The organism is Streptomyces sp. NPDC034043, assembly GCF_055575675.1.
Genome location: NZ_JBVISF010000017.1, coordinates 92,320 through 112,502, shown reverse-complemented (window position 1 = coordinate 112,502; position 20,183 = coordinate 92,320). Strand labels below are relative to the sequence as shown.

At 73.0% G+C, this 20,183-nt stretch carries 23 protein-coding genes and 1 tRNA gene; 12 read left to right on the top strand and 12 right to left on the bottom strand.

What is annotated here, in order from left to right:
* Positions 1-78 (top strand): aggregation-promoting factor C-terminal-like domain-containing protein (locus tag ACZ51S_RS30455; RefSeq protein WP_468479641.1); only part of this gene is annotated, 78 nt, incomplete at its 5' end.
* Positions 79-478: 400 nt separating this feature from the next.
* Here ACZ51S_RS30455 and ACZ51S_RS30450 read toward each other — a convergent pair.
* A complete protein-coding gene (locus ACZ51S_RS30450) occupies positions 479-1,585 on the bottom strand; it encodes an NAD(P)/FAD-dependent oxidoreductase (RefSeq protein WP_468802238.1) in 1,107 nt (368 codons plus the stop codon).
* Positions 1,586-1,654: 69 nt separating this feature from the next.
* The gene (locus tag ACZ51S_RS30445; RefSeq protein ID WP_468886447.1) at positions 1,655-2,026 is read right to left on the bottom strand and encodes a hypothetical protein; all 372 of its coding nucleotides are present in this window, start codon (positions 2,024-2,026) and stop codon (positions 1,655-1,657) included.
* Positions 2,027-2,032: 6 nt separating this feature from the next.
* On the opposite strand from ACZ51S_RS30445, the gene ACZ51S_RS30440 reads away from it, so the two are divergent.
* Entirely contained in the window at positions 2,033-2,782 is a 750-nt protein-coding gene (locus ACZ51S_RS30440; RefSeq protein ID WP_468962573.1) for a helix-turn-helix domain-containing protein, read from the top strand.
* Positions 2,783-2,939: 157 nt separating this feature from the next.
* Here ACZ51S_RS30440 and ACZ51S_RS30435 read toward each other — a convergent pair whose 3' ends face one another.
* Both ACZ51S_RS30435 and ACZ51S_RS30430 read right to left on the bottom strand, forming a co-directional pair.
* Entirely contained in the window at positions 2,940-3,461 is a 522-nt protein-coding gene (locus ACZ51S_RS30435) for a hypothetical protein (RefSeq protein ID WP_468475902.1), read from the bottom strand.
* 235 nt (positions 3,462-3,696) lie between these two features.
* The gene (locus ACZ51S_RS30430) at positions 3,697-4,401 is read right to left on the bottom strand and encodes a DUF4232 domain-containing protein (RefSeq protein ID WP_468475903.1); all 705 of its coding nucleotides are present in this window, start codon (positions 4,399-4,401) and stop codon (positions 3,697-3,699) included.
* 237 nt (positions 4,402-4,638) lie between these two features.
* On the opposite strand from ACZ51S_RS30430, the gene ACZ51S_RS30425 reads away from it, so the two are divergent.
* Positions 4,639-5,670: a hypothetical protein gene (locus ACZ51S_RS30425; protein WP_468962571.1), complete on the top strand. Its 1,032-nt coding sequence runs from the start codon at positions 4,639-4,641 to the stop codon at positions 5,668-5,670.
* Positions 5,671-5,736: 66 nt separating this feature from the next.
* Here ACZ51S_RS30425 and ACZ51S_RS30420 read toward each other — a convergent pair whose 3' ends face one another.
* From ACZ51S_RS30420 to ACZ51S_RS30405, 4 genes are all read right to left on the bottom strand, one after another.
* Positions 5,737-6,747 carry a glutathione S-transferase family protein gene (locus ACZ51S_RS30420; RefSeq protein WP_468475905.1) on the bottom strand — a complete coding sequence of 337 codons (1,011 nt, stop codon included), beginning with the start codon at positions 6,745-6,747 and terminating at the stop codon, positions 5,737-5,739.
* A gap of 73 nt (positions 6,748-6,820) precedes the next feature.
* Positions 6,821-7,330 (bottom strand): GNAT family N-acetyltransferase, encoded by a 510-nt coding sequence (locus ACZ51S_RS30415; RefSeq protein ID WP_468802242.1) that lies wholly within the window; start codon positions 7,328-7,330, stop codon positions 6,821-6,823.
* 135 nt (positions 7,331-7,465) lie between these two features.
* Positions 7,466-7,792: a GYD domain-containing protein gene (locus ACZ51S_RS30410; protein ID WP_468475907.1), complete on the bottom strand. Its 327-nt coding sequence runs from the start codon at positions 7,790-7,792 to the stop codon at positions 7,466-7,468.
* Between the two features lie 185 nt (positions 7,793-7,977).
* On the bottom strand, positions 7,978-8,871 hold the full coding sequence (locus ACZ51S_RS30405; protein ID WP_468962568.1) for a LysR family transcriptional regulator: 894 nt from the start codon (positions 8,869-8,871) through the stop codon (positions 7,978-7,980).
* A gap of 241 nt (positions 8,872-9,112) precedes the next feature.
* Between ACZ51S_RS30405 and ACZ51S_RS30400 the strand changes: the two genes are divergently transcribed.
* From ACZ51S_RS30400 to ACZ51S_RS30380, 5 genes are all read left to right on the top strand, one after another.
* Positions 9,113-9,727 carry a hemerythrin domain-containing protein gene (locus ACZ51S_RS30400; protein WP_468802243.1) on the top strand — a complete coding sequence of 205 codons (615 nt, stop codon included), beginning with the start codon at positions 9,113-9,115 and terminating at the stop codon, positions 9,725-9,727.
* A 100-nt stretch (positions 9,728-9,827) separates the two neighbouring features.
* Positions 9,828-10,829: a GNAT family N-acetyltransferase gene (locus ACZ51S_RS30395; protein ID WP_468802244.1), complete on the top strand. Its 1,002-nt coding sequence runs from the start codon at positions 9,828-9,830 to the stop codon at positions 10,827-10,829.
* A 109-nt stretch (positions 10,830-10,938) separates the two neighbouring features.
* Positions 10,939-12,150: a glycosyltransferase gene (locus ACZ51S_RS30390; RefSeq protein ID WP_468802245.1), complete on the top strand. Its 1,212-nt coding sequence runs from the start codon at positions 10,939-10,941 to the stop codon at positions 12,148-12,150.
* Positions 12,147-12,884 (top strand): SAM-dependent methyltransferase, encoded by a 738-nt coding sequence (locus ACZ51S_RS30385; RefSeq protein WP_468475912.1) that lies wholly within the window; start codon positions 12,147-12,149, stop codon positions 12,882-12,884. Before ACZ51S_RS30390 ends, ACZ51S_RS30385 begins: the two co-directional genes overlap by 4 nt.
* Positions 12,885-12,959: 75 nt before the next feature.
* Positions 12,960-13,829 (top strand): alpha/beta fold hydrolase, encoded by an 870-nt coding sequence (locus ACZ51S_RS30380; protein ID WP_468476067.1) that lies wholly within the window; start codon positions 12,960-12,962, stop codon positions 13,827-13,829.
* 247 nt (positions 13,830-14,076) lie between these two features.
* On the opposite strand, the gene ACZ51S_RS30375 is transcribed toward ACZ51S_RS30380, so the two are convergent.
* Positions 14,077-15,462: an erythromycin esterase family protein gene (locus ACZ51S_RS30375; RefSeq protein WP_468802246.1), complete on the bottom strand. Its 1,386-nt coding sequence runs from the start codon at positions 15,460-15,462 to the stop codon at positions 14,077-14,079.
* Positions 15,463-15,518: 56 nt separating this feature from the next.
* On the opposite strand from ACZ51S_RS30375, the gene ACZ51S_RS30370 reads away from it, so the two are divergent.
* From ACZ51S_RS30370 to ACZ51S_RS30355, 4 genes are all read left to right on the top strand, one after another.
* Positions 15,519-15,965, top strand: a complete 447-nt coding sequence (locus ACZ51S_RS30370; RefSeq protein ID WP_468962582.1) for a trypsin-like serine protease — start codon at positions 15,519-15,521, stop codon at positions 15,963-15,965.
* A gap of 124 nt (positions 15,966-16,089) precedes the next feature.
* Positions 16,090-16,180, top strand: a tRNA-Ser gene (locus ACZ51S_RS30365).
* A 193-nt stretch (positions 16,181-16,373) separates the two neighbouring features.
* Positions 16,374-16,562, top strand: a complete 189-nt coding sequence (locus tag ACZ51S_RS30360; RefSeq protein WP_468475914.1) for a DUF6381 family protein — start codon at positions 16,374-16,376, stop codon at positions 16,560-16,562.
* Positions 16,563-16,675: 113 nt separating this feature from the next.
* Positions 16,676-17,062 (top strand): VOC family protein, encoded by a 387-nt coding sequence (locus ACZ51S_RS30355; RefSeq protein ID WP_468886464.1) that lies wholly within the window; start codon positions 16,676-16,678, stop codon positions 17,060-17,062.
* Between the two features lie 79 nt (positions 17,063-17,141).
* Here ACZ51S_RS30355 and rocD read toward each other — a convergent pair whose 3' ends face one another.
* The 3 genes from rocD to ACZ51S_RS30340 form a co-directional block, all read right to left on the bottom strand.
* Positions 17,142-18,404, bottom strand: coding sequence for an ornithine--oxo-acid transaminase (rocD, locus tag ACZ51S_RS30350; protein WP_388941316.1), 1,263 nt, complete (start codon positions 18,402-18,404; stop codon positions 17,142-17,144).
* Positions 18,401-19,204 carry a dimethylargininase gene (ddaH, locus tag ACZ51S_RS30345; RefSeq protein ID WP_468962564.1) on the bottom strand — a complete coding sequence of 268 codons (804 nt, stop codon included), beginning with the start codon at positions 19,202-19,204 and terminating at the stop codon, positions 18,401-18,403. Before ddaH ends, rocD begins: the two co-directional genes overlap by 4 nt.
* Positions 19,205-19,381: 177 nt before the next feature.
* The gene (locus tag ACZ51S_RS30340; protein ID WP_468802250.1) at positions 19,382-19,909 is read right to left on the bottom strand and encodes an Lrp/AsnC family transcriptional regulator; all 528 of its coding nucleotides are present in this window, start codon (positions 19,907-19,909) and stop codon (positions 19,382-19,384) included.
* Between the last annotated feature and the right edge of the window lie 274 nt (positions 19,910-20,183).

Here is a 20,183-nt window from a genome sequence, read left to right as displayed (position 1 = left end):
GGCCTGGACTACATGAACGAGCGTTACGGCAGCCCGGTCGGCGCCTGGAACTTCTGGCAGGCCAACCACTGGTACTAAGCCGGCAACACCCCACGGCACACGAGACGCCCGCCCGGGACTCCCCGGCGGGCGTCCTCGCGTTGCTGACCGTGGTCGCGGCTGACGAGGCCTGGCGGCGCTTCCTGCCCGCCGGGCCGCTGCACAGCCTGCCGTGATCGCTTCTCCAGCCGCAGGTCACTGCGTCGCGTACAGCCGCTCGCGCAGGTACAGCAGGGCCGCGGTGTCCGCGACAGCGGCCGGTCGATCAGCAGGGTGCGGATGGCCGAGTCGTTGCCGCCGCGGACCGCTCGCACGATCTGCTCGACCGTCTCACGCACGGGGGTCAAGCCGTCCGCCCGCATGAGGTCACAGCACCGTCCATGCGGTAGGCGGATCCGCTCAGGAATCCCGCTCGTCACCGAGCCGGATCACCGCGCGGTCAGGACCGTACTGTGCTTCGCACCACAGCCTCCTTGAAGGCCGCCGCGGCTCGTCCTGTCAGGACGAGCCTGCGCGGGCGGTCGTCGGCGTGGGTGAACTGGACGACACCATCACGCCGGCCAAGGCTGATGTTGGTGAAGGCGTAACCGATCCGGACGGGCTCCGGTTCCCGGCCCGTCAGCCGAGCCGCCACGACGTCGGCCACGCCCCGGCCCATGGGCAGGGCTGCCTGGCAGGACATTCGGCTCGGCGCTCCGCCCACCGACACCCCGGCAGCCGCGTCGCCGACGGCGTACACCTCAGGGTGCGAGATCGAGCGCAGGGTGGCATCGACGAGCATCCGACCGCTCTCATCCGTCGCGAATCCCGCCGCGCGCGCCAGCTCCGGCGCCTGGAGCCCGGTGGTCCATACGACTGCGTCAGCGGCGAACGACGCGCCGTCGCGCGTGTCCAAGCCGTCGCCCCGCACCGCCGCGGCAAGGATCTTCGGATGAACCGAGACGCCCAGCCGGTCAAGAGCGCGCCGCAGGTGGGTTCGGGCGCGCGGCGCGAGCCCGAGCCCCACGTCATCAGCACCGGTGAGCAGCCGCACTCGCAGCTCGGGGTAACTCTCGGCCAGCTCCGCGGCGGTTTCCAGCCCGGTCAGCCCTGCGCCGACCACCGCGACGGTGCCGCCTGACGCGATCTCGGCCACCTTGTGCCGCAACCGTGTTGCCTCCCCAGGATCGGCGACGGCGTACGCGTGCTCAACTGCCCCCGGAACATCGTCGAGCCGTGCCCGGCTGCCCACGGCATACACCAGGGTGTCGTAGCCGATCATTCCCGGCACGGTGTCCGTACACACGGTCCGGCCGGCGGTATCGATCGCCCCCACGTGTCCGACGACCAGCTGGACCGGCGCAGCACCGCTGAGCTGCTGGCGCAACGGCAGCGCCGTCAATGGCTGTCCTGCGGCCAGCTGATGGAGCCGGACCCGTTCGACGAACCGGTCCGAGGCACTGACCAGCGTGATGGTGACATCGCTGCGGCGCAGCTTGCGGGCGAGGCGCTTGGCCGCCGACAAACCGGCGTAACCGGCGCCCACGACGACGATGCGATGACTCATGGCATGACTTCCTCTGTGATGACGGCGGCTTCGGCACCGCCTCGGACTATCGGTTGCCGCGCACCGGCGTCAGGCCGCGGACGTGGCCACGGCAACCGCCCAGGCGATGTACAGGACGTTCACCACCAGCCGAGCCACCGCACCGGCCGGCCGCTCCAGCGACCGGGGCCGGTCCGGGCGCGCGCGGCACAGCGCGTCCACGTGGGACACCAAGTAACAGGTGATCAGGACGGCGGCGGCCCAGCCCCCGACCCGCCTGCCGCCCGGAACCAGCACCAGCACACCCACCACGACCTCCGCCGCACCACTGACGGCAACGATGAGCCGCTCCCGGCGGAGCCATGCGGGTACCAGCAGGCGGAAGTATCCGGGGGCCAGAAAATGCGCGACCCCCGTGACGACCAGGAACACGGCCAAGGCAATGGAAGCGATAACGTGCATGGCACGATGATCAGTTCACCTCGTGCCTGGGCACTTGAACAAAACGATCGCCGCATCGTCTTCGCCTGCGGCCCCGAGGCGACGATGTTCGCCGAGTCCCGCCCGTTCCGCGTCGCCCGACACCGGCTGCCCGCGTGGAAGGCCGTGCTGCCGGTCGGCGGCCACGCCGAACTCCGCCAGCCGGGACGGCCCATGGTGGCGGCGTCCGGGCTCATCGTTCCGCCCCAGCTGGCCCACACCTGTGAAGCGACCTCTCCCTACGTCGCCCTGTTCATCGACTCCTGGCTGCTGCCCTCCCGCCCAGGGCCGATACGGCTCGGTACGGGCGAGGTCCGCCGCTTGCTCGCCGCGCTCGGCACCCCTGATGCCGACGGCCCCGGCACCAGCGTGGACCTGGCCGCCGGATACACCGAGCTGCAGACGCTCGCCGGGCGCCCATCCCCACTCGACCCGAGAGTCGCCCAGGCCGTCCACCTGTGCACGGTGCACGATCCGGACATGCCCATCACCTCCATCGCCATCGAGGTCGGCCTGTCGGCCCCCCGGCTGCGCGCCCTGGCCCGGCAGGAGCTGGGCATTACGCTCGCGTGTTTGCGCCGGTGGGGCCGACTCCGCACCGCGATCAACGACCTGCCGGACTCGACCGCCGCCCTGGCCGCGGCCACCGCAGGCTTCGCCGACCAGGCCCATTTCACCCGTACCGCACGGGACTTCACCGGGCGTACGCCTGCCTCCCTGCGAGGCGCTGAAGCATAGGGTGCGCCCTTGACCGTCCGTCATGCCCCGAACCGGCGGTCGATGCCTACCGGGATTCGCTGGAGGACCCTCGGGCGTGGCCATCCGCCGTGCACGGCAGCGGGGCCGGTTCGAGCGGATGGCGGGGCTGAGGAAGCGCTCGACAGGATCCGGGCCTTCATGCCGGCGCGGGCGAGGCGGCCATCCGGCGCCGGTAGTAGTGCACTGTGACCGCGCCCAGCAGCGGACCCCACAAGAGCAACGGTGCGTAGACGATGTTGAGCAGCCAGAGGCCCCAGGTGGAGGCTTCCATGTCTGCGTTGAGCGACGTGTAGACGAACAGTGCGCCAAAGACAGTCGTGGCCAGCGCGCCAAGCCCCGCCACGCCGGTCCCCAGCATGACTGGGACTCGGCGCCCACGTAGATACGGGATCCAGCGCGGCCACGCCTCACCCCAGCTCTGCACCAGCCCGAAGGTGAGGAACGCGAAGGCCTCGGAGATCAGACTGAGGCCGACGAGGACCAACGAGCCCGGGCCAGGAGCTCCCATCTGATCGTATTCGGATTGCGCCAGCCCAACGGGGACACCGACGGCAATGGCCACCCGCCAAAGCGCCGAGGGCACGTTGGTCAATGCGGCGCCTACCGCAGCGAGCCGGGCCCAGCGCGGCACATCGGGCAATACATTCACTTTCGGCATGTGAGCCAGGCTCGTCGACGGTGCGGTTGCACACATCGGCCTGCGGTTCCATCCCTTGTCACTCTCGAGGCGTAACTACACGGCCGACCGGCGAGCGCGAACTGAAGGCAACCGCCGCACTCAGCTCTGACGCGCAGCCCCGCCAGCGGAAGGGATGCCTTCCGAACAGGTCATACCCGTCCCGTGCCCGCCGGGACGAGGCGTGGAAGTGCCCCGGGACGTCCGCCGATGACGCCTACAGGGTGTTGAACGAGTCGCGGGCGGTGAAGTGGTAGAGGCCGACCTTCGGGCGGGCGACGGACTGCGGGGTGGCCAGCGGAAGACTGACGCCGTCCGCGTTCGGCATGTGCCCGGGGTCGGCCAGGATGTTGATCTCGTCGGCGACGGGTCCGGTCCCGCCCGACGGGTTGAGGTCCACGGCCGCGTACGTCGTCGCCCCCGGCCGCACCGGATGGGCCGGCGCGCCGCCGAGGCCGCTCGGAGGCGTCGCCTGGATGCCGAGGGCGGCGTCCTTGGCGCTGAAGCCGACGGCGGGGTGGAAGTCGAGTCCGCACACGGTGGGGCCGTTGTTCGTCACCGTGATGATGCGGACCGTGGCGGGGAAGCCCTGCTGCGACGTCACCTTGACGGTGATGTTCCGTGCGGAGCACGGGTGGGTGTACGCGTAGCTGTCGTCGGTGGCCGCGCCGCCCGTGCCGCCCGCGCCCTTGCCGTCCGGGCCCGTCGGGGCCGGGCTCGCGGTGGCGGGCGGCGCCCCGGCACCGGACGGTGTCGCCGTCGGGGCGGCGCCGGCGGCCGCCGTGCCCCCGCTGGAACCGGGGTCCGGCGTGGGCGCCTTGATCGGCCGGTCCGTGGAACCGGCGCCGCCGCAGGCGCTCAGGGCCAGGGTGAGCCCGATGAAGGTGACCATAGCCGCGGAACGGCTCCGGTGGATGCGCATGAGGGAACTCCGTGTCGTACGTTCGGGGCGGAAATCGCCCAGGTGGGAACCATCATGACCGAGCGTCAGCTGTAGCCTGCACGCGCCCCGGTCACCTCGTTATGTGGAGTCCGCCGACGGGTGCGCGGAGTCGGCGCCGTGCCCGCGCCGCGCCCGGGGCTGCTCCCCCGGCAGGGGGAGGGGGATGGTTCCGGCGGCTGATGCCCACCCCGACGCGGCCGATGCACTGTTCGGGACATGACCAGTAGTGAACGGACGGTGAAGGCGCGGCGCGGCGCCCGGTGGCAGGGGCGGCCGTACGGGGTGGCCCGGGCCACCGTGCTGTGGGCGGTGGTGTACACCGGCTTCGGCCTGGTGTGTGCGCTGAGCGGGACGCCCTTGCTCTACCACGGCGGTGACTCGGGAACCGCCGGGCTCGGCTGGGCGGTGGTGGCGGTGGGTGCACTGGCGGCGACGGCCGGCGCGGCGGTGGTGCGGTCCGGCCCGCGGCCGGCCTTGCGGGTGCTGCTCCGGGTCCTGTGCGGGCTGGCCGGACTCACCGCGTTCAGCCTGCTGATGGACGTGATCACGCTGACGTTCGGCCAGGGGGTGGACCATCCGGCCTCCACTGCGAACAAGGCCCTGGCGGCGGTCGGAGCGGTCCTGCTCGCGACCACGGCCCGGTCCGGCCCCCGGCCCGCCGGTACCGCCGCACCGGCGGCGTCCGCGGCCCCGCGGGCCGTCCAACTCGCCGCCTGGGCGGGGACGCTGGCCTTCGTCCCCTACACCGCGATGAAGCTGCTCTGGGCGTTCGGCGGCACGTTCGCGGGGATCACCGGAGCGGAGATGCTCGCCGTCTCGGAGCGGAACGGGGCCTCGGGGACGTTCCTCACCCTGGAGTCCTGGGGCCTCGACCCCACCGCGCTGCTGGCCCTGCTCGGCGTCTTCCTGCTCTGGGGCCTGGTCCGTCCGTGGGGCCAGGTCTTCCCGCGCTGGACGCCGCTCCTCCACGGCCGGCGGGTGCCGCACTGGCTCCCGCTCGCCCCGGCCCTGCTCGGCGCCGCCACGCTCGCCCCGTACGGCGTCGTGGGGGTGGCGTACCTGGCCCTCGCCTCGGCCGGCGCGGTCACCTTGCGGCGCGGAGACTTCCACTCGTCGGGTGACGCGCTGCTGGTCGGCTGGATCGGGATGGTCGCCTTCGCCGTGTACGGCGTCGCCCTGGTCATCGCGGCCCGCTCGTACTGGCTGCGGACTCGCCCCGTCCGCCGTACGGCTGCCGACGCGCCGTAGCCCCGGGCCGGACGCGGGGCCCGCGGGGGCCGGGGAAGGCCCCGGCCCCCGCGGGCGGCGGTCGTATCAGGGGTGCTGCGGAGCCTGGTGGGGCGGGACGGTCTCATCGGGGGAGGGAGGCCCGGGCGGGGTGCCGTCCCCGAACGGGCGCCCGCCCAGAGCCTCACGGCCGTGCGGTTCGAGCCAGCCCGACGGGTCGGGGCCGAGGGGCACGATCCCGGACGGGTTGATGTGGCTGTGGACCACGTAGAAGTGCTTCTTGACGTGGTCGAAGTCGACCGTGTCCCCGAATCCCGGCGTCTGGAACAGGTCCCGGGCGTACGCCCACAGCACCGGCATCTCCGAGAGCTTCTGCCGGTTGCACTTGAAGTGGCCGTGGTAGACGGCGTCGAAGCGCACGAGCGAGGTGAACAGCCGTATGTCCGCCTCGGTGATCGTCTCGCCGACGAGGTAGCGGGACCCCTCCAGCCGCTCGGAGAAGCGGTCGAGGCGGGCGAAGAGGCGCTCGTACGCCTCGGCGTACGCCTCCTGGGTGGGGGCGAACCCGACGCGGTAGACGCCGTTGTTCACGTCCGTGTAGATCTCTTCGTTGACCGCGTCGATCTCCGGCCGCAGCGCTTCCGGGTACAGCTCCGGAGCACCGTCGCGGTGGTACGCCGCCCACTCCAGCGACATGTCGAGGGTCATCTGCGCGTAGTCGTTGGTGACCACCTCGCCGCTCGGCACGTCCACGATCGCGGGCACGGTGATGCCCCGGTCGTAGTCGGGGTCGCGGGCGAAGTAGGCCTCCTGGAGCCGTTCTATCCCAAGGACCGGGTCACGGCCGTCCGGGTCGAGGTCGAAGGTCCAGCTGCGCTTGTCGTGCGTCGGGCCGGCGACGGCCATGGGCAGGGCCTTCTCCAGTCCGAGCAGCCGGCGGACGATCACCGCGCGGTGTGCCCAGGGGCAGGCGCGGCTGACGACGAGACGGTAACGGCCGGGCTCGACCGGGAAACCGTCGCGTCCGTCGGCTGTGATGCGGGTGGTGATGTAGCGGCTGTCGCGGGAGTATCCCTGGCCGGGCTTCACGTTGCTCATCCTGGGGCCTTACCCAGGAACCGCCGTGCCGAGCGGCCGTTCGACCGGAGCTCAGGTCTCCCTCGTCCGGGTCTCAGGTTCCGGGCCGGGACGCCGCCGCGGGGCCGAGGGCGCGGAAGTAGGACAGCCCGGGGCGGCCGCAGAGCCGAGTACCGCCCGTGACGGTGAACCCGGTACGGGCCAGCACGGCCCGGGACGCCGCGTTGTCGAGGGTGGTCGCGGCCCGCAGGGACGTCAGCCCGTAGCCGCCGGCGGCCAGGGCGCACACGGCCCGTACGGCCGCGGTGGCGAGGCCCCGGCCCGCGGCCCGTTCCGCGATCCGGTACCCGAGCTCGGCGCCGCCGTCCGCCACGTCCACGAGGTTGACCCGCCCCAGGACCTCGCCCGTGGCACCGGTCAGCACGTGGAAATAACAGACGCCGGACGCCTGTTCGGCCAGCAGCTCACGGTGGCGGGTCCCGAACCGGGCGAAGTACTCGTCGCCCCGGTCGGGGACGGACTCCGCGAAGTAGGCCCGGTTCTCCCGCTCGAAGGCGAGCAGCGCGGGGGCGTGGTCCGGACGGAGCAACTGCAACTCGGGCATGGGGCAGACGCTATGCGGCCCGACCGCCCTTCCGCCACGGGGATGGTGCTGGCGGTACGGATCCGCCCGCGCGCCCATTGGCCGGCGGTACGTCTCCTCGTGGTCCCGGCGGCGCGCGGGGTCCGGGGCCGACCGCTACGCGCCGGGAGGCCGGTACCGGATCTGCCCGGCCCGGCGCAGGGCGTCCAGGGTCTCGTCGACGCTCAGCAGCACGGTCGTCTCGAACGAGCTGAGCGCGCCGCCCCCGCTGATGGCCAGCGCGACCGAGGCCATGGACACGTTGTCCGGAGCTTCCCAGAGGTTGTAGCCGTCGTGCGTGCCGAAGGCGTACCAGAAGCCGTGGAGCTTCCCGCCGACGGACTCGATGTACGACCGGGCGGCCTGCGAGCGGTCCTCCGGGTGGCCGGTCAGCCTCGCCCAGGTCTCCGGCGTGTAGCTGAACCTCGACAGATAGAGCGGCATCGTGTCCCTCTCTCGTTTCACCCATCGGTGCCCCCGCCCGGTGGAGGAGGACCGGGGAGGCCCGCGGTTCCCCCGAACGCCCGGGGACGATGACCGGCACGGCCCACAGCCGACGGGTGAACGGGCCGGCGCCACCGGTGTGCCCGGCGCCGTGTGCCCATGTGCACAGCGGCCCGGGCGGACGGTCAGAACCGGAACACGCCGAGGTCCCGCACCGTGTCGGCCAGGGCGCGGACGAGGTCGTTCTCGGCTTCGGTCCGCCAGACCAGGGCGAAGTGCATGGTGGGCATGTCGGGAAGGGGGAGCCATCGGATGTTCGACAGGCCCCAGTACCTGGTGACGTGGCCGGGGAAGGTGTGGATGATCTCGCCCATGCCGACGTGGCCGATCAGCTCGTCGGCGGTGTCCGAGGCCGCGTGGGCGAGGCGCTCGATCGTACGGCCCCGTGGGGTGTGGAAGGGCAGGTAGCTGTCCTCCCAGTAGTCCGGCAGACCGAGGGCGGTGGCGTGCGGGAACTCGGCGAGCAGCTCCAGGGGTACGGAGTCCCGTCCCGCGAGCCGGTGCCCGGCGGCCACGGCAAGGATCCGGGAGTCGGTGCACAGGGTCGGCCCGACGGTGAAGTCCGGCTCCTCCACCGGCAGCCAGGCGACCACGACGTCCATGGCCCCGCTGCGGAGCCGGCCGAACACATCGGTGAAGGTCGCCTGGCGGACCTGGAGCCCCCAGTGCGGGTACCGCGCGCGGAACGCCTTCCAGTACGGGTGCAGGTCGGGCATGTTGAACGGCATCAGGCTGACGCGCAGCTGCGCGGTGATGCCGCGGGCCGCCAGCCGGGCCCGCTCCAGGGAGTCGTGCAGGCCCGCGTAGACCGGTTGCAGGTCGTCGCGGAACTGCCGGCCGACCTCGGTCAGGCGTACGGTGCGGCTGGTGCGGGTGAACAGCTCGGCGCCGATGCGCCGCTCCTGCTTCTTGACGGCCTGGCTGACGCGGGCCTGGGAGACGTGCAGCCGCTGTGCCGTCCGGCCGAAATGCAGTTCCTCGGCCAGCACCAGGAAGATCTCGATGTCCCGCAGCTCCACCGGCCCCGGCCTTTCGTCGATAACCCAGCGGTTATCGAACCGCACACAAGTGTTTCTTGATCATACGTACGAACTGCAAGATCGTTTGAGGCATGCAGTCACGCGCCCGGACTCCCACCCGTACGGCCGGACGGGTGAGCCGTCGTCCCGCCGGCGCCCTCGGCCACGCCGGCTCCGTGGCCGCTGAGCGCGTCCCAACGGCCCGCCACCACCCGGGAGCCACGCCATCGACCTGACCCTGATGTACGCGGTGCACGACGCCCTGCGCCGGGAACTGGCCCATCTGGACCGGGTCACCACCGCCGCGGACCGGGACCCGCGGCAGGTGCTGGCCACCGGTGCCGGATGGACGCTGTTCAAGAAGGCCCTCCACGCCCACCACGCGGCCGAGGACCACGCACTGTGGCCGCCGCTGCGGCGGAACCTGGCCGGCCGGCCGAAGGACCTGGCGCTGCTGGAGGTGATGGAGGCCGAACACGCCGCCATCACCCCGGTGATCCGGGCCATCGACGACACCCTGACCGACGCGGGTGCCGACTCGCTGCGGCTGGGCCAGCTCGCCGACGCCCTGACCCGCGGTCTGACCGGTCACCTGGAGCACGAGGAGGAAGCGGCGCTCCCGCTGGTCCGGCGGATGCTGACGGCCGACCAGTGGGGCCACTTCAGCCGGATCCACGACCAGTACGTCGACCAGGACGCGCCCCGGCTGCTGCCCTGGCTGCTGGACGGCGCCGACGAACCGACGGCGGAGCGGCTCCTGGCCCGGCTGCCCGCGGCCGCGTACGACGCCTGCACCACCCGGTGGATCCCGGCGTACGCCGCTCTCGACCGCTGGAGTCCGGGCACCGCGCCCTGACCCCGGCTCACCGGCCGCGGCCCCGCGGCCCGCCGGCCGGCACGGACACGCCCTCGTGTCCTCCCGGAGAACGACCGACCCGACCACGAAAGCGATCACCTTGTCCATATCCGTACATCTCATTCCGCTCCCGGACGTCTCGGCCGCCGAAGCCGCCGCGTGGCACCGGATCGTCGCGAACGCCACGGCCCACGACCTGCCCGGAGTGCCCGCCCCCGACCAGGAACGGATCCACGCCCAGCTCACCCGGCCCGCCCTGGGCAGCCGCCGGCTGGCCTGGCTGGCCACCGGGGCGGACGGGGCCCCCGTCGCAGTCGCCGGCCTGCGGGTGTTCACCTCCCCGGGCCAGGAGCACCTGGCCGAACTGGAACTGCACGTCGACCCCGCCCACCGGCGCCGGGGAGCCGGCTCCCTCCTGATGTCGGCGGTCGTGGCCGCCTGCGTCACCGAGGGCCGGCGCAGCCTCATCGCGGCGGCCCCGGCCGACAGCCCGGGCGCGGCCTTCGCCGAACGGTGCGGCTTCCGCCGGGCGCTCACCCTGGACCACCTCGTACTGCGCCTCGACGAGCTGCCCGACGCCGGCCTGCCGCCGATCGCCGACACCCCGCCCCCCGGCTACCGGGCGGCCCACTGGACCGGGACGGTCCCCGACGAACTCGCCGATGCCTTCGCCGCGGCCAAGAACGCGATGAACGACATGCCCGTCGGCGACCTCGACTACGGCAGCGTGGCGTGGGACGCCGACCGGGTCCGCTCCATGGCCAAGGCGGTCGCCGACCGCGGCGACACACTGCTGACCGTCGCGGCGGTCCACGACGACGGCACGATGGCCGGTTACACCGAGATCGTGCTGCCCCAGGGCTCCGGGCCGCGCGCCCAGCAATACGACACGGCCGTCGTGCCCGCGCACCGCGGCCACGGTCTCGGCCTGTGGGTCAAGGCCGCCATGGTGCGGCGTCTGCGCGCCGAGCATCCCGATGTCGTGGAGATCGAGACGGACAACGCCGACGACAACATCCACATGCTGGCCGTCAACCACCGCCTCGGATTCCGCTCCTACCGGCGCACCCACGAGTACCAGCTCGACGTGCCCGCGACCTGATCCGTCCACGGGCGCCACGAGGAGCCCCCGGGCGGGGACCCGGGACACCCGGCTCCCCGTCGCACCATCGCCGGCCGGAGCCGGCATCCACAGGAATGAGGAACACGACATGCGTGTGCTGTTGATGGCCTACGGGTCACGCGGCGACATCGCCCCGCTGGCCGCACTGGCGGCGCAACTGCGGACACTCGGCGCGGACGTACGCGTCTGCGCCCCGCCGGACGAGGAGTTCGCGCGGCTGCTGGCCGGTGTCGGCGCGGAAGTGGTGCCCTTCGGGCGGGACGTGCGCGCGCTGCGGACGGGAGCGCCGCCGTCGGACGCGGCCGCGTTCGCGGCGGAGCTGGTCGCCGCGCACTTCGGCACGGTCGCCGGGGCCGCCGAGGACCGCGACGTGCTGGTGGCCAGCGGCCTGATGCCGGCCGGGGTCCGCTCGGTGGCCGAGAAGCTGGGCATCCGCTACGTGTACGCGGGCTTCCACCCGTTCGAGATGCCCTCGGCGCACTACCCGCCGTCGCCGCGCCCCGGCCCGCCGGCCCCGCCCGGCATGACCGACAACGAGGCCCTGTGGGAACTGGACGCCCGGAAGGTCAACGCCCTTTACCTCGAGCCCCTCAACGCCCACCGGGCGGCGCTCGGCCTCACGCCGGTAAACAACGTTCGCGACCACGTCTTCACCGAACGGCCGTGGCTGGCGGCGGACCCGGTCCTCGGCCCGTGGGAGCGGCTGACCAACCTCGACCTCGTGCAGACCGGTGCGTGGATCCTGCCCGACGAACGCCCCCTGCCCGCCGATCTGGAGGCCTTCCTGGACGCAGGCACCCCGCCGGTGTACGTCGGCTTCGGCAGCATGCCCATGAGCACGGCCTCCGACATCGCCCGGACCACCGTCGAAGCGGCCCGCGCGCAGGGCCGCCGGGTGCTCGTCTCCCGCGGCTGGGCCGGCCTGGCACTGGTGGACGACTCGGACGACTGCTTCGCCGTCGGTGACGTCAGCCACCAGGCCCTGTTCCGCCGGGTCGCGGCCGTCGTGCACCACGGCGGCGCGGGCACCACGACCACCGCCGCCCGGGCCGGTGCGCCCCAGGTGGTGGTTCCCCAGTTCGTGGACCAGCCGTACTGGGCCGCCCGCGTGGCCGAACTGGGCATCGGCGCGGCACACGACGGTCCGAACCCGACCTTCGATTCCCTGTCCGCCGCGCTCCGGACGGCCCTGACCCCCGAGACGCGAGGACGCGCGGAGGCCGTCGCCGGCTCGGTCCGCACCGACGGGGCGGCGGTGGCGGCGAAGCTGCTCCTCGACGCGGGGGACGCCGCCCCGTGAACCACGAACAGATCTCCATGATTGCCCACGCCGGCCACCCCATAAAGTCCCCGCTCGGCGACGACTCGGTCAGCCGGCTCCTCGAACACGGCCTCCCGCGGGGTGACGAGCGGGTGCTCGACCTCGGATGCGGCACGGCGGAGTGGCTGCTGCGCGCCCTGGCCACGCGCCCGCACCTGCACGCCGAGGGCGTCGACGTCTCCGAGGCCGCCCTGACGCAGGCGCACCGGGCGGCGACTGAGCTCGGAGTCGACGGGCGCCTGCTCCTGCACCGCCAGGAGGCGGCGGACTTCGGCCCTCCCCACCCGTTCGACCTGGTGATCAGCGTCGGCGCCACGCACGCCTTCGGCGGTCTGCTCCCCACCCTCGCGGCGGCCCGCGAGCACCTGGCTCCGGGGGGCCGCGTCCTGATCGGCGAGTCGTTCTGGGACCGCGCCCCCTCACCGGCGGCCGTCGAGACGTTCGGCGACCTCGCCGACCTGGCCACCACGGTGGACCGCGTCGTCGCCGACGGATGGACCCCCGTCCACGGCCATGTCAGCACCCGCGCCGAACTGGACGCCTACGAGTGGGCCTGCTGGGGCTCGCTGGCCTCATGGGCCCTGGACCACCCCGCCGATCCCGCTGCCGCACAGGTACTGGAGACGGCCACCGCCCGGCGTTCGCAGTGGCTGCGCGGCTACCGGGACAGCTTCGGCTTCCTCTGCCTGGTCCTGCGTCCCACGTCGGACTGACGGAAGCTGACGGACCGCCCGAATCCCCGGACACCGACCGGATGTCCGCCACCCCCCACCCGAAAGTGAGCAATGATGCAACCGACGTTCGTACTGGTGCACGGAGCCTTCGCGAACTCCTTCTCCTTCGCACCCCTCCAGGCCGAACTCGGCCTCCTCGGGCACCGCTCGGTCGCCGTCGACCTGCCCGGTCACGGATTCCAGGCGACCTTCACCCGCGCCTACCAGGCACCGCAGGACCCCGAGGGGCTCGCCACCGCGCCCGGCTCGATCAAGGGCGTCACGCTCGCCGACAACGTCGCGCACCTGATCGGGATCCTCGAACGGGCCAAGCGGAACGGCCCCGTGATCCTCGTCGCCCACAGCCGGGGCGGTGTCACGGTCACGGCCGCGGCCAACGCGCGCCCGGACCTGATCGACCGCCTCGTCTACGTCTCGGCCTGGTGCCCGGTCCGGCTCGACACCAACGACTATTACGCCGAGCCGGAGATGGCCTCCGTCGACCCCGCCGCCTTCGCCTCGGCGCTGGCCGGAAACCCGGCCGACCTCGGCCTGCTCCGCGTCAACTTCCGCACGGCGGACCCGGGCTCGCTGGCGGCGTTCAAGGCGGCCTTCTTCGCCGACGGCACCGACGAGCAGTTCCACGCCTTCCTGAACACCTTCCAGCCCGACGAGAACCTGGACGTCGGCGGCCCCGCCGACCGGGCCCAGGCCGCGACCTGGGGCCGCGTCCCCAAGACCTACATCCGCCTGGCCGACGACACGAGCCTGCCCCTCGCCCTCCAGGACCGCCTGATCCGGGAGGGCGACGAGCTGACGCCCGACAACCCGTACGACGTGCGCACCCTGGAGGGCAGCCACCTGAAGTGGCTGGCCGATCCGGCGCCGGCGGCCCGCGTCCTCGGCGAACTCGTCACGCTCCCGGCCCCGCCCGCGAAGGCGTGAACCCACGGGCGTGAGCGGCTCCCGGAGCACCCTTGGCCACGGCCGAGGTGTGCTCCGGGGGGAACCGGGCCATCATGGTCGAGGGGCACAGCCCGGAGGTGACGGACATGGACGAATCACGCAGGGCCTGGGTCATGATCGGCACCGTCATCGCCGTCGTGCTCCTGAACCTGGCGGCCATCATCCTGATGAACACCCTCGGACGCTGACCGGGAGCGGCGACGGCCGGTGCGGCGGCGCGGGGTCGCTACCGGCCGGATCCCGCGGCGCGGAGCCTGTCGGCGGCGCGGACCCGGTGGAGGTGGACGAGGATGTCGTAGGCCCGCCCGAGGGCCAGGGTGGGCAGGGGGTCGGGGGTGAAGGTCGAGCCGGCGTCGTAGACCGGGCGGGCACGGTCGAGCCAGGCGCGGGCCGGGGCCGGGGCGGTCCGCAGGTCGAGGTAGAAGTCCCGGTACACGAGCTGGTCCAGGGTGTGTTCGTTCATGCCCGGCCGCGCCGCCGGGACGGTGATCGTCTTCCAGTCACCGCTGAGGGAGGCGTCCTTGGTGAGGAAGGAGCCGCCGGCGAAGCCGAAGCCGATCGCGGCGTAGTCGCGCCCCAGGCGGTCGCGCAGGACGGCGCCCTGTGTCCGGGGGTACATGTCCGGGTGGGTGGACAGGTATCCGATGTGCCCGTTGTGGGCCGACAGCAGCACCTTGTGGCCGGTGTGGCGCCGCCACCACAGCACGTTGTCGGCCATGGCCTCGTCGCGCAGCCGCTCGGCGGCGGTGACCGAGGCCGGATCGGCCAGGTCGACGGTGGCGAAGGCGAACGTCTGCGCGATGTTGAGGGCGTGCCGCACCGTCCACGCGTAGGCGGGCCCCGCGGCACCCCGCCCTCCGGCGACCAGCTCGAACGCCTCCCGGGCGCGTGCGGCGTTCTCCTCGCGCTCCGCGACCGGCCTGCCCAGGTAGGCGAAGACGTCGTCGAAGGGGCGCAGCCCGGCGTACAGCGCGGTGAGCCGGGGGAGTGCCTCCGGCCGGGTCTCGCGGACGGACGACAGCACGCGCTCGAACATGTGGTCACCGAGCCCCGGCGCTCCCAGGTCGTCCCCCATGAAGTGGACGCGGCGGCCGGGGTGCCGCTGGTTGTGCTCGCGCATCCAGCCGATCAGACTGACGAACTCCTCGCGCTCCCAGGGGGATCCGGCGAGCGTCCGCTCCGCGATGCTCCTCGGGTCGCCGGGAGCGCCCTGGAGGTACTCGTCGATCCTGAGCCCGGCCGACCAGCTCATCTCCAGGGCGAAGGTGGTGAAGCCGCGCTCCTCGACGAGGTGCCGGAAGACGCGTTCCTTCATGGCGAAGAACTCGTGCGAGCCGTGAGTGGCCTCACCCAGCCCCACCACCGTCGCCTCCCCGACCATGGAGCTCAGCGCCCGCAGGTCCGCGCTCGGGCCGCCGGGCTCGGTGGAGCGCAGGGGGTGTGCGGCCCGTTCCAGGGCGCGCACCACGGAGGCTCCCCCGTTCTCCCGGGCGGAGCCGGCGCGTACGGCCGTCGCCGCCGCAGCGGCCGGGGCGGTCAGTGCCGTCCCGGCGAGCGCCGCCGTGAGTGCGAGCAACTGCCGCCGGCCCGTCGTCCCCGTGTACCCGTGCATTCCGATCACTCCTCGCGTGCCGCGGCTCCCCGAGCCGATGAAATGATCTTCGTCCGCTGGGCCGGGCGCCGCGCTGGGGTGATCCGCCGACTTGCTCCGGGGGCAACCCCGCGGGGCTGCCGGGGGTTTACCCCCGGGTACGACATCGCGCTGGTACGCCTCGGCCGCCCGGTCACCGAGAAGCCCGTACCGATCGCGGACTGGAATTCGCGGAACGGCTGCAGGAGCTCGAAACGCGCAGGGGCACCGAAGCCGAGTGCGCCCCCGGCCACGGGCACCGGACCCGGTTGTGCACGGTCAGCCGCGTGCCCGGGGCCATGGCGTGCTTCGGGGACTCCGGCGGGCCGCAACTCCAGCGGGGCCCGCACGGCGGGTGGGAGCTCATCGGAGCCACCTCGGGACCGGGCGCGCCCGGAGCCGCGTGCTCGGCCGGGCCGGGCCTCTCCACCGACGTGCCGGTCTACGCCGACTGGATCCGCGGGACCGTACGGCGCCACGGCTGACGCCCGCGCGGCGACCCCTGACCCCTGACGGACCGCCCCGCGGCGAGCGTGTCAGCGCGGAGTCAGGGACCGTGGTGCAGTCTGGTTGTCGTGACCGGGCGGGCCGCAGGGGCCGGGTCACGAGGGAGAGGTGCCCGGAGCGGTTGATCGGGGACCGGCCACTGGCCGTTCGGGTTCCACTGGGATCCACGCAGGTTCGAATCCTGCCCTCTCCGCCGTACGAGGGCGCCCCCGAAGCACCGCGGGCCGGGGGCGCCTCGGCGTGTTCCGGGACGGCCCGTTGACGCGCGGGCCCCGCGGAGGGGTTCTCCGTGGTGAAGTACACGGCCGCCACGGCCGGTGGTCCGCCGGCCCGGCCGTCGGGAGTGCTTGAGTGGAGTCGGCCAGTCCCGAACCGGAGGAGATCCCATGAGCGACGAGAGCGGGCCCGACGAGCAGGCCCGGAGCATGCGCGAGAAGGCCGAGGAGCTCGAACTCGCGGCCCAGCGGTCCACCGATTCCGCCGAACGCCAACGACTGTCCGAGAAGGCGCTGCACATCCGGGAGAAGCTCGAAGAGCTGCACGGCCCGGAGAGCGCCACGACGGACCCCATGTAGCCCACGCGGGTGAGGACCAGCGCCCCACCGTGCTCGTTCCACCGTCGGACCGCCGCGGACGCGCCCCACCGGAACTCCGTGCGCACGCCGCCGCCGGTGGGCAGAGTGGGGCCATGGTTCACGTACTCGGCAGCAGGATCCTGCTGCGCCCCACCGATCCCGAGCTCTCCCGCGCCTTCTACGGAGGCACGCTGGGCCTCGCCGTGTACCGCGAGTTCGGTACCGGCCCCGAGCGCGGCACCGTCTACTTCCTCGGCGGCGGCTTCCTCGAGGTGTCGGGCCGCGCCGACGCGCCCCCCGCGCCCGGGCTGCGGCTGTGGCTTCAGGTGGCGGACGTGGAGGCCGCCCACCGGGAGCTCCGCGAGCGGGGCGCCGAGGTGCTGCGGCCGCCGCGGCGGGAGCCGTGGGGACTGATCGAGATGTGGATCGCGGACCCCGACGGCGTACGCATCGTGGTCGTGGAGGTGCCGGCGGACCACCCCCTGCGCTTCCGCCCCTGAACGCCCGCACCGGCCCCCCCCGCCCCGCCGGCCGCCGTCGACGGGCGGGCCGGCGGGGCCGGCGGGGCCGGCGGGGACGCTACGCCAGGACCTTCCGGAGGGCGGCGAGCGCGGTGTCCAGTTCCTCCTCCGTGATGGTCAGCGGCGGTGCCAGCCGGATCGTGGATCCGTGGGTGTCCTTGACCAGTACGCCTTCGGCGAGGAGACGTTCGCTGATCTGCCGTCCCGTGCCGAGGGCGGGGTCGACGTCCACGCCCGCCCACAGCCCCCTGGCGCGGTAGGCCGCGATGGCGCCGCCCGTGGCCGCGATCGCGGCGAGTCCGCGGTCGAGTACGGCTCCCAGCGCGGCGGCGCGCCGCTGGTACTCGCCCGTGGCCAGCAGCTCCAGGACGGCCGAACCGACGGCCGCCGACAGCGGGTTGCCGCCGAACGTCGAACCGTGCTCGCCGGGCCGCAGCACGGACAGCACCTCGCGGCGGGCGACGACCGCGGAGACCGGGACGATGCCGCCGCCCAGGGCCTTGCCCAGGAGCAGGACGTCCGGCACGACCGACTCGTGGTCGACGGCGAGGGTGCGGCCGGTGCGCCCCAGGCCCGACTGGATCTCGTCGGCGATGAACAGGCACCCCGTGCGCCGGGTGAGTTCGCGGACCCCGGTGAGGTAGCCGTCGTCCGGGATGAGGACGCCCGCCTCACCCTGGACGGGCTCGATCAGCACGGCCGCCGTCGTCTCGTCCACGGCCGCCTCCAGCGCGGCGAGGTCGTTGTAGGGGACGACCCGGAAGCCGGGGGTGAAGGGGCCGAAGCCGGTCCGGGCGGTCGCGTCCGTCGAGAAGCTCACGATCGTCGTCGTACGGCCGTGGAAGTTGCCGTCGGCGACGATGATCGTCGCCCGGTCCGGTGCGACGCCCTTCACCTCGTACGCCCACTTGCGGGCCACTTTGACGGCGCTCTCCACGGCCTCGGCACCGGTGTTCATCGGCAGCACCATGTCGAGGCCGGTCAGGGCGGCCAGGCTCTCGGCGAAGCCGGCCAGCCGGTCGCTGTGGAAGGCGCGCGAGGTGAGCGTGACCCGGTCGAGCTGGCGGTGCGCGGCGTCGACGAGGGCGGGGTGGCGGTGCCCGAAGTTGAGCGCCGAGTAGCCGGCCAGCATGTCGAGGTAGCGGCGGCCTTCGACGTCCTCCACCCAGCTGCCTTCCGCGCGGGCCACGACCACGGGCAGCGGGTGGTAGTTGTGCGCGAGCACCGGTGCCTCGGCGCGGATCAGCCGCGCCGATGAACGCGTCGCGGAGGGGGAGGGGGAGGGGAAGGCGGGGACGGTGGGGTCGGCGAGGCCGGTCATGAGCGGATCTCCTGGGTGCAGCACTTGATGCCCCCACCGGCCTTGCGGAACTCCGACAGGTCGACGGGGACGGGAAGGTAGCCACGGTCGGTGAGCTGGTCGATGAGCCCCCGGGCCTGTGGAGCGACGAAGACGTTGCGGCCGTCGGAGACGGAGTTGAGGCCGAAGACCAGGGCGTCCTCCTCGGTGGCGATCACCGCGCGCGGGTAGAGCCACCGGAGCACCTCACGGCTGCCCGGGGAGAACGCCGCCGGGTAGTACGCGATGTTCCCCCCGCCGGTGCCGTCGCCCTCGCCGCTCTCCTCGTCGAGGAGGAACAGGGCGGTGTCCAGGTGGTAGAAGCGAGGGTCGGTCAGTTCGAGGCTGATCACCGGCCTGCCGAAGAACTCCTGGACCTCCCGGTGCGCGGCCCGCTCGGTACGGAAGCCCGTGCCGGCCAGCAGGAACCGGCCCGCCGGTACGAGGTCCCCCTCGCCCTCGCAGACGGCCCCGGAGCGGTGGACGTCGTACCCGGCCTCCTTGAACCAGGCCTCGTACCCTGCGGACTCCGGCCGGCGCTCGGCCGCGTGGAAGGACGAGCCGAAGACCCGTCCGCCCCACACGAGGGCCGCGTTCGCCGCGAACACCATGTCGGGCAGGCCCTCCACCGGGGCGACCGTCTCCACCGTGTGGCCATGACCGCGGTACGCCTCGACCAGAGCCTGCCACTGGGCACGGGCCAACGCCCGGTCCACCGGCGCCCCGGCGTCCATCAACGGGTTGATGGCGTAGCGCACGTCGAAATGGCGGGGCTCGCACATCAGATAGCGCCTGGGGCGCGGGCTACGGCTGAGCGGCCTGTGTCGTACGGGCACAGAGGTTCCTCCGCTTCCTGCGGTGACGACTGGGGGAGTGCCCCCACCGTAGGAAGCGGCCGGTCGCCGGGACAAGGCGCAACAGCTGCGCACTCACGCAGGAATCCTGCGTCTGGGGCCAGCTCAGAGCACGTTTGCTGCGTCCCCGGCGGCGCGCGCGGCCTCGGCGGCCGGTGCGGACGCGCTCGCCCCCGCTTCCGGGCTCTCCGGCAGCAGGTGGGAGAGGACCATGTAACTGATGGTCTTGCGGATGAACGGCTCGCTGCGGATCCGCTCCAGCACCTCTTCGAAGTGCTCCACGTCGGCCGCCCTGACGTGCAGCAGCGCGTCGGCCGCCCCGGTCACCGTCATGGCCGCCGCGATCTCCGGGTACTTCCGCGCGACTTCCGCGAGGCGTCTGGGCGGTGCCGCGCTGTCGCAGTACACCTCGATGTACGCCTCGGTGCGCCAGCCCAGCGCGGCCGGCCTGACGGTGGCCCTGAACCCCGTGATCACGTCGGCCTTGCGCAGCCGGTCCACGCGGCGCTTGACGGCGGTGGCCGACAACCCGACCGACGCCCCGATCTCGGAGAAACTCGCCCGTGCGTTCTCCATCAGGGTGGCGACGATCTTCCGGTCGAGCTCGTCGAAGGGCATGGACGTGGCGCTCATGGCAGGTGCTCTCTCCTCGTGCTGCCCCGGGCAGGGGGCTCCTTCCGCTGCCGCTCCGCCGGAGCGGCAGCGCGCCGCCGCGGCCGCCGGGACGCACGGCCGCGTGACAGCCGGGAAGCGGCTCCGTGACAGCGGACCGCCCACCCTACGAGGCGCGGCCGTGAGCCGCGCCGGACCGACGGGCCGCGCCCGCCCCTGGCGGAACGTTCCTCGGGTGAACGGCGGCCTCCGGACGGGTGAGAGTCCACCCTGCAAGGCCCGGCCGGGGCGGGCA

Excerpts from the sequence above, each read along its gene's own strand:
- ACZ51S_RS30450 (WP_468802238.1), bottom strand. The coding sequence starts at position 1,585 with ATGAGTCATCGCATCGTCGTCGTGGGCGCCGGTTACGCCGGTTTGTCG.
- ACZ51S_RS30445 (WP_468886447.1), bottom strand. The coding sequence starts at position 2,026 with ATGCACGTTATCGCTTCCATTGCCTTGGCCGTGTTCCTGGTCGTCACG.
- ACZ51S_RS30440 (WP_468962573.1), top strand. The coding sequence starts at position 2,033 with ATGATCAGTTCACCTCGTGCCTGGGCACTTGAACAAAACGATCGCCGC.
- ACZ51S_RS30435 (WP_468475902.1), bottom strand. The coding sequence starts at position 3,461 with ATGCCGAAAGTGAATGTATTGCCCGATGTGCCGCGCTGGGCCCGGCTC.
- ACZ51S_RS30430 (WP_468475903.1), bottom strand. The coding sequence starts at position 4,401 with ATGCGCATCCACCGGAGCCGTTCCGCGGCTATGGTCACCTTCATCGGG.
- ACZ51S_RS30425 (WP_468962571.1), top strand. The coding sequence starts at position 4,639 with ATGACCAGTAGTGAACGGACGGTGAAGGCGCGGCGCGGCGCCCGGTGG.
- ACZ51S_RS30420 (WP_468475905.1), bottom strand. The coding sequence starts at position 6,747 with ATGAGCAACGTGAAGCCCGGCCAGGGATACTCCCGCGACAGCCGCTAC.
- ACZ51S_RS30415 (WP_468802242.1), bottom strand. The coding sequence starts at position 7,330 with ATGCCCGAGTTGCAGTTGCTCCGTCCGGACCACGCCCCCGCGCTGCTC.
- ACZ51S_RS30410 (WP_468475907.1), bottom strand. The coding sequence starts at position 7,792 with ATGCCGCTCTATCTGTCGAGGTTCAGCTACACGCCGGAGACCTGGGCG.
- ACZ51S_RS30400 (WP_468802243.1), top strand. The coding sequence starts at position 9,113 with ATGTACGCGGTGCACGACGCCCTGCGCCGGGAACTGGCCCATCTGGAC.
- ACZ51S_RS30390 (WP_468802245.1), top strand. The coding sequence starts at position 10,939 with ATGCGTGTGCTGTTGATGGCCTACGGGTCACGCGGCGACATCGCCCCG.
- ACZ51S_RS30380 (WP_468476067.1), top strand. The coding sequence starts at position 12,960 with ATGCAACCGACGTTCGTACTGGTGCACGGAGCCTTCGCGAACTCCTTC.
- ACZ51S_RS30375 (WP_468802246.1), bottom strand. The coding sequence starts at position 15,462 with ATGCACGGGTACACGGGGACGACGGGCCGGCGGCAGTTGCTCGCACTC.
- ACZ51S_RS30360 (WP_468475914.1), top strand. The coding sequence starts at position 16,374 with ATGAGCGACGAGAGCGGGCCCGACGAGCAGGCCCGGAGCATGCGCGAG.
- ACZ51S_RS30355 (WP_468886464.1), top strand. The coding sequence starts at position 16,676 with ATGGTTCACGTACTCGGCAGCAGGATCCTGCTGCGCCCCACCGATCCC.
- rocD (WP_388941316.1), bottom strand. The coding sequence starts at position 18,404 with ATGACCGGCCTCGCCGACCCCACCGTCCCCGCCTTCCCCTCCCCCTCC.
- ddaH (WP_468962564.1), bottom strand. The coding sequence starts at position 19,204 with ATGTGCGAGCCCCGCCATTTCGACGTGCGCTACGCCATCAACCCGTTG.
- ACZ51S_RS30340 (WP_468802250.1), bottom strand. The coding sequence starts at position 19,909 with ATGAGCGCCACGTCCATGCCCTTCGACGAGCTCGACCGGAAGATCGTC.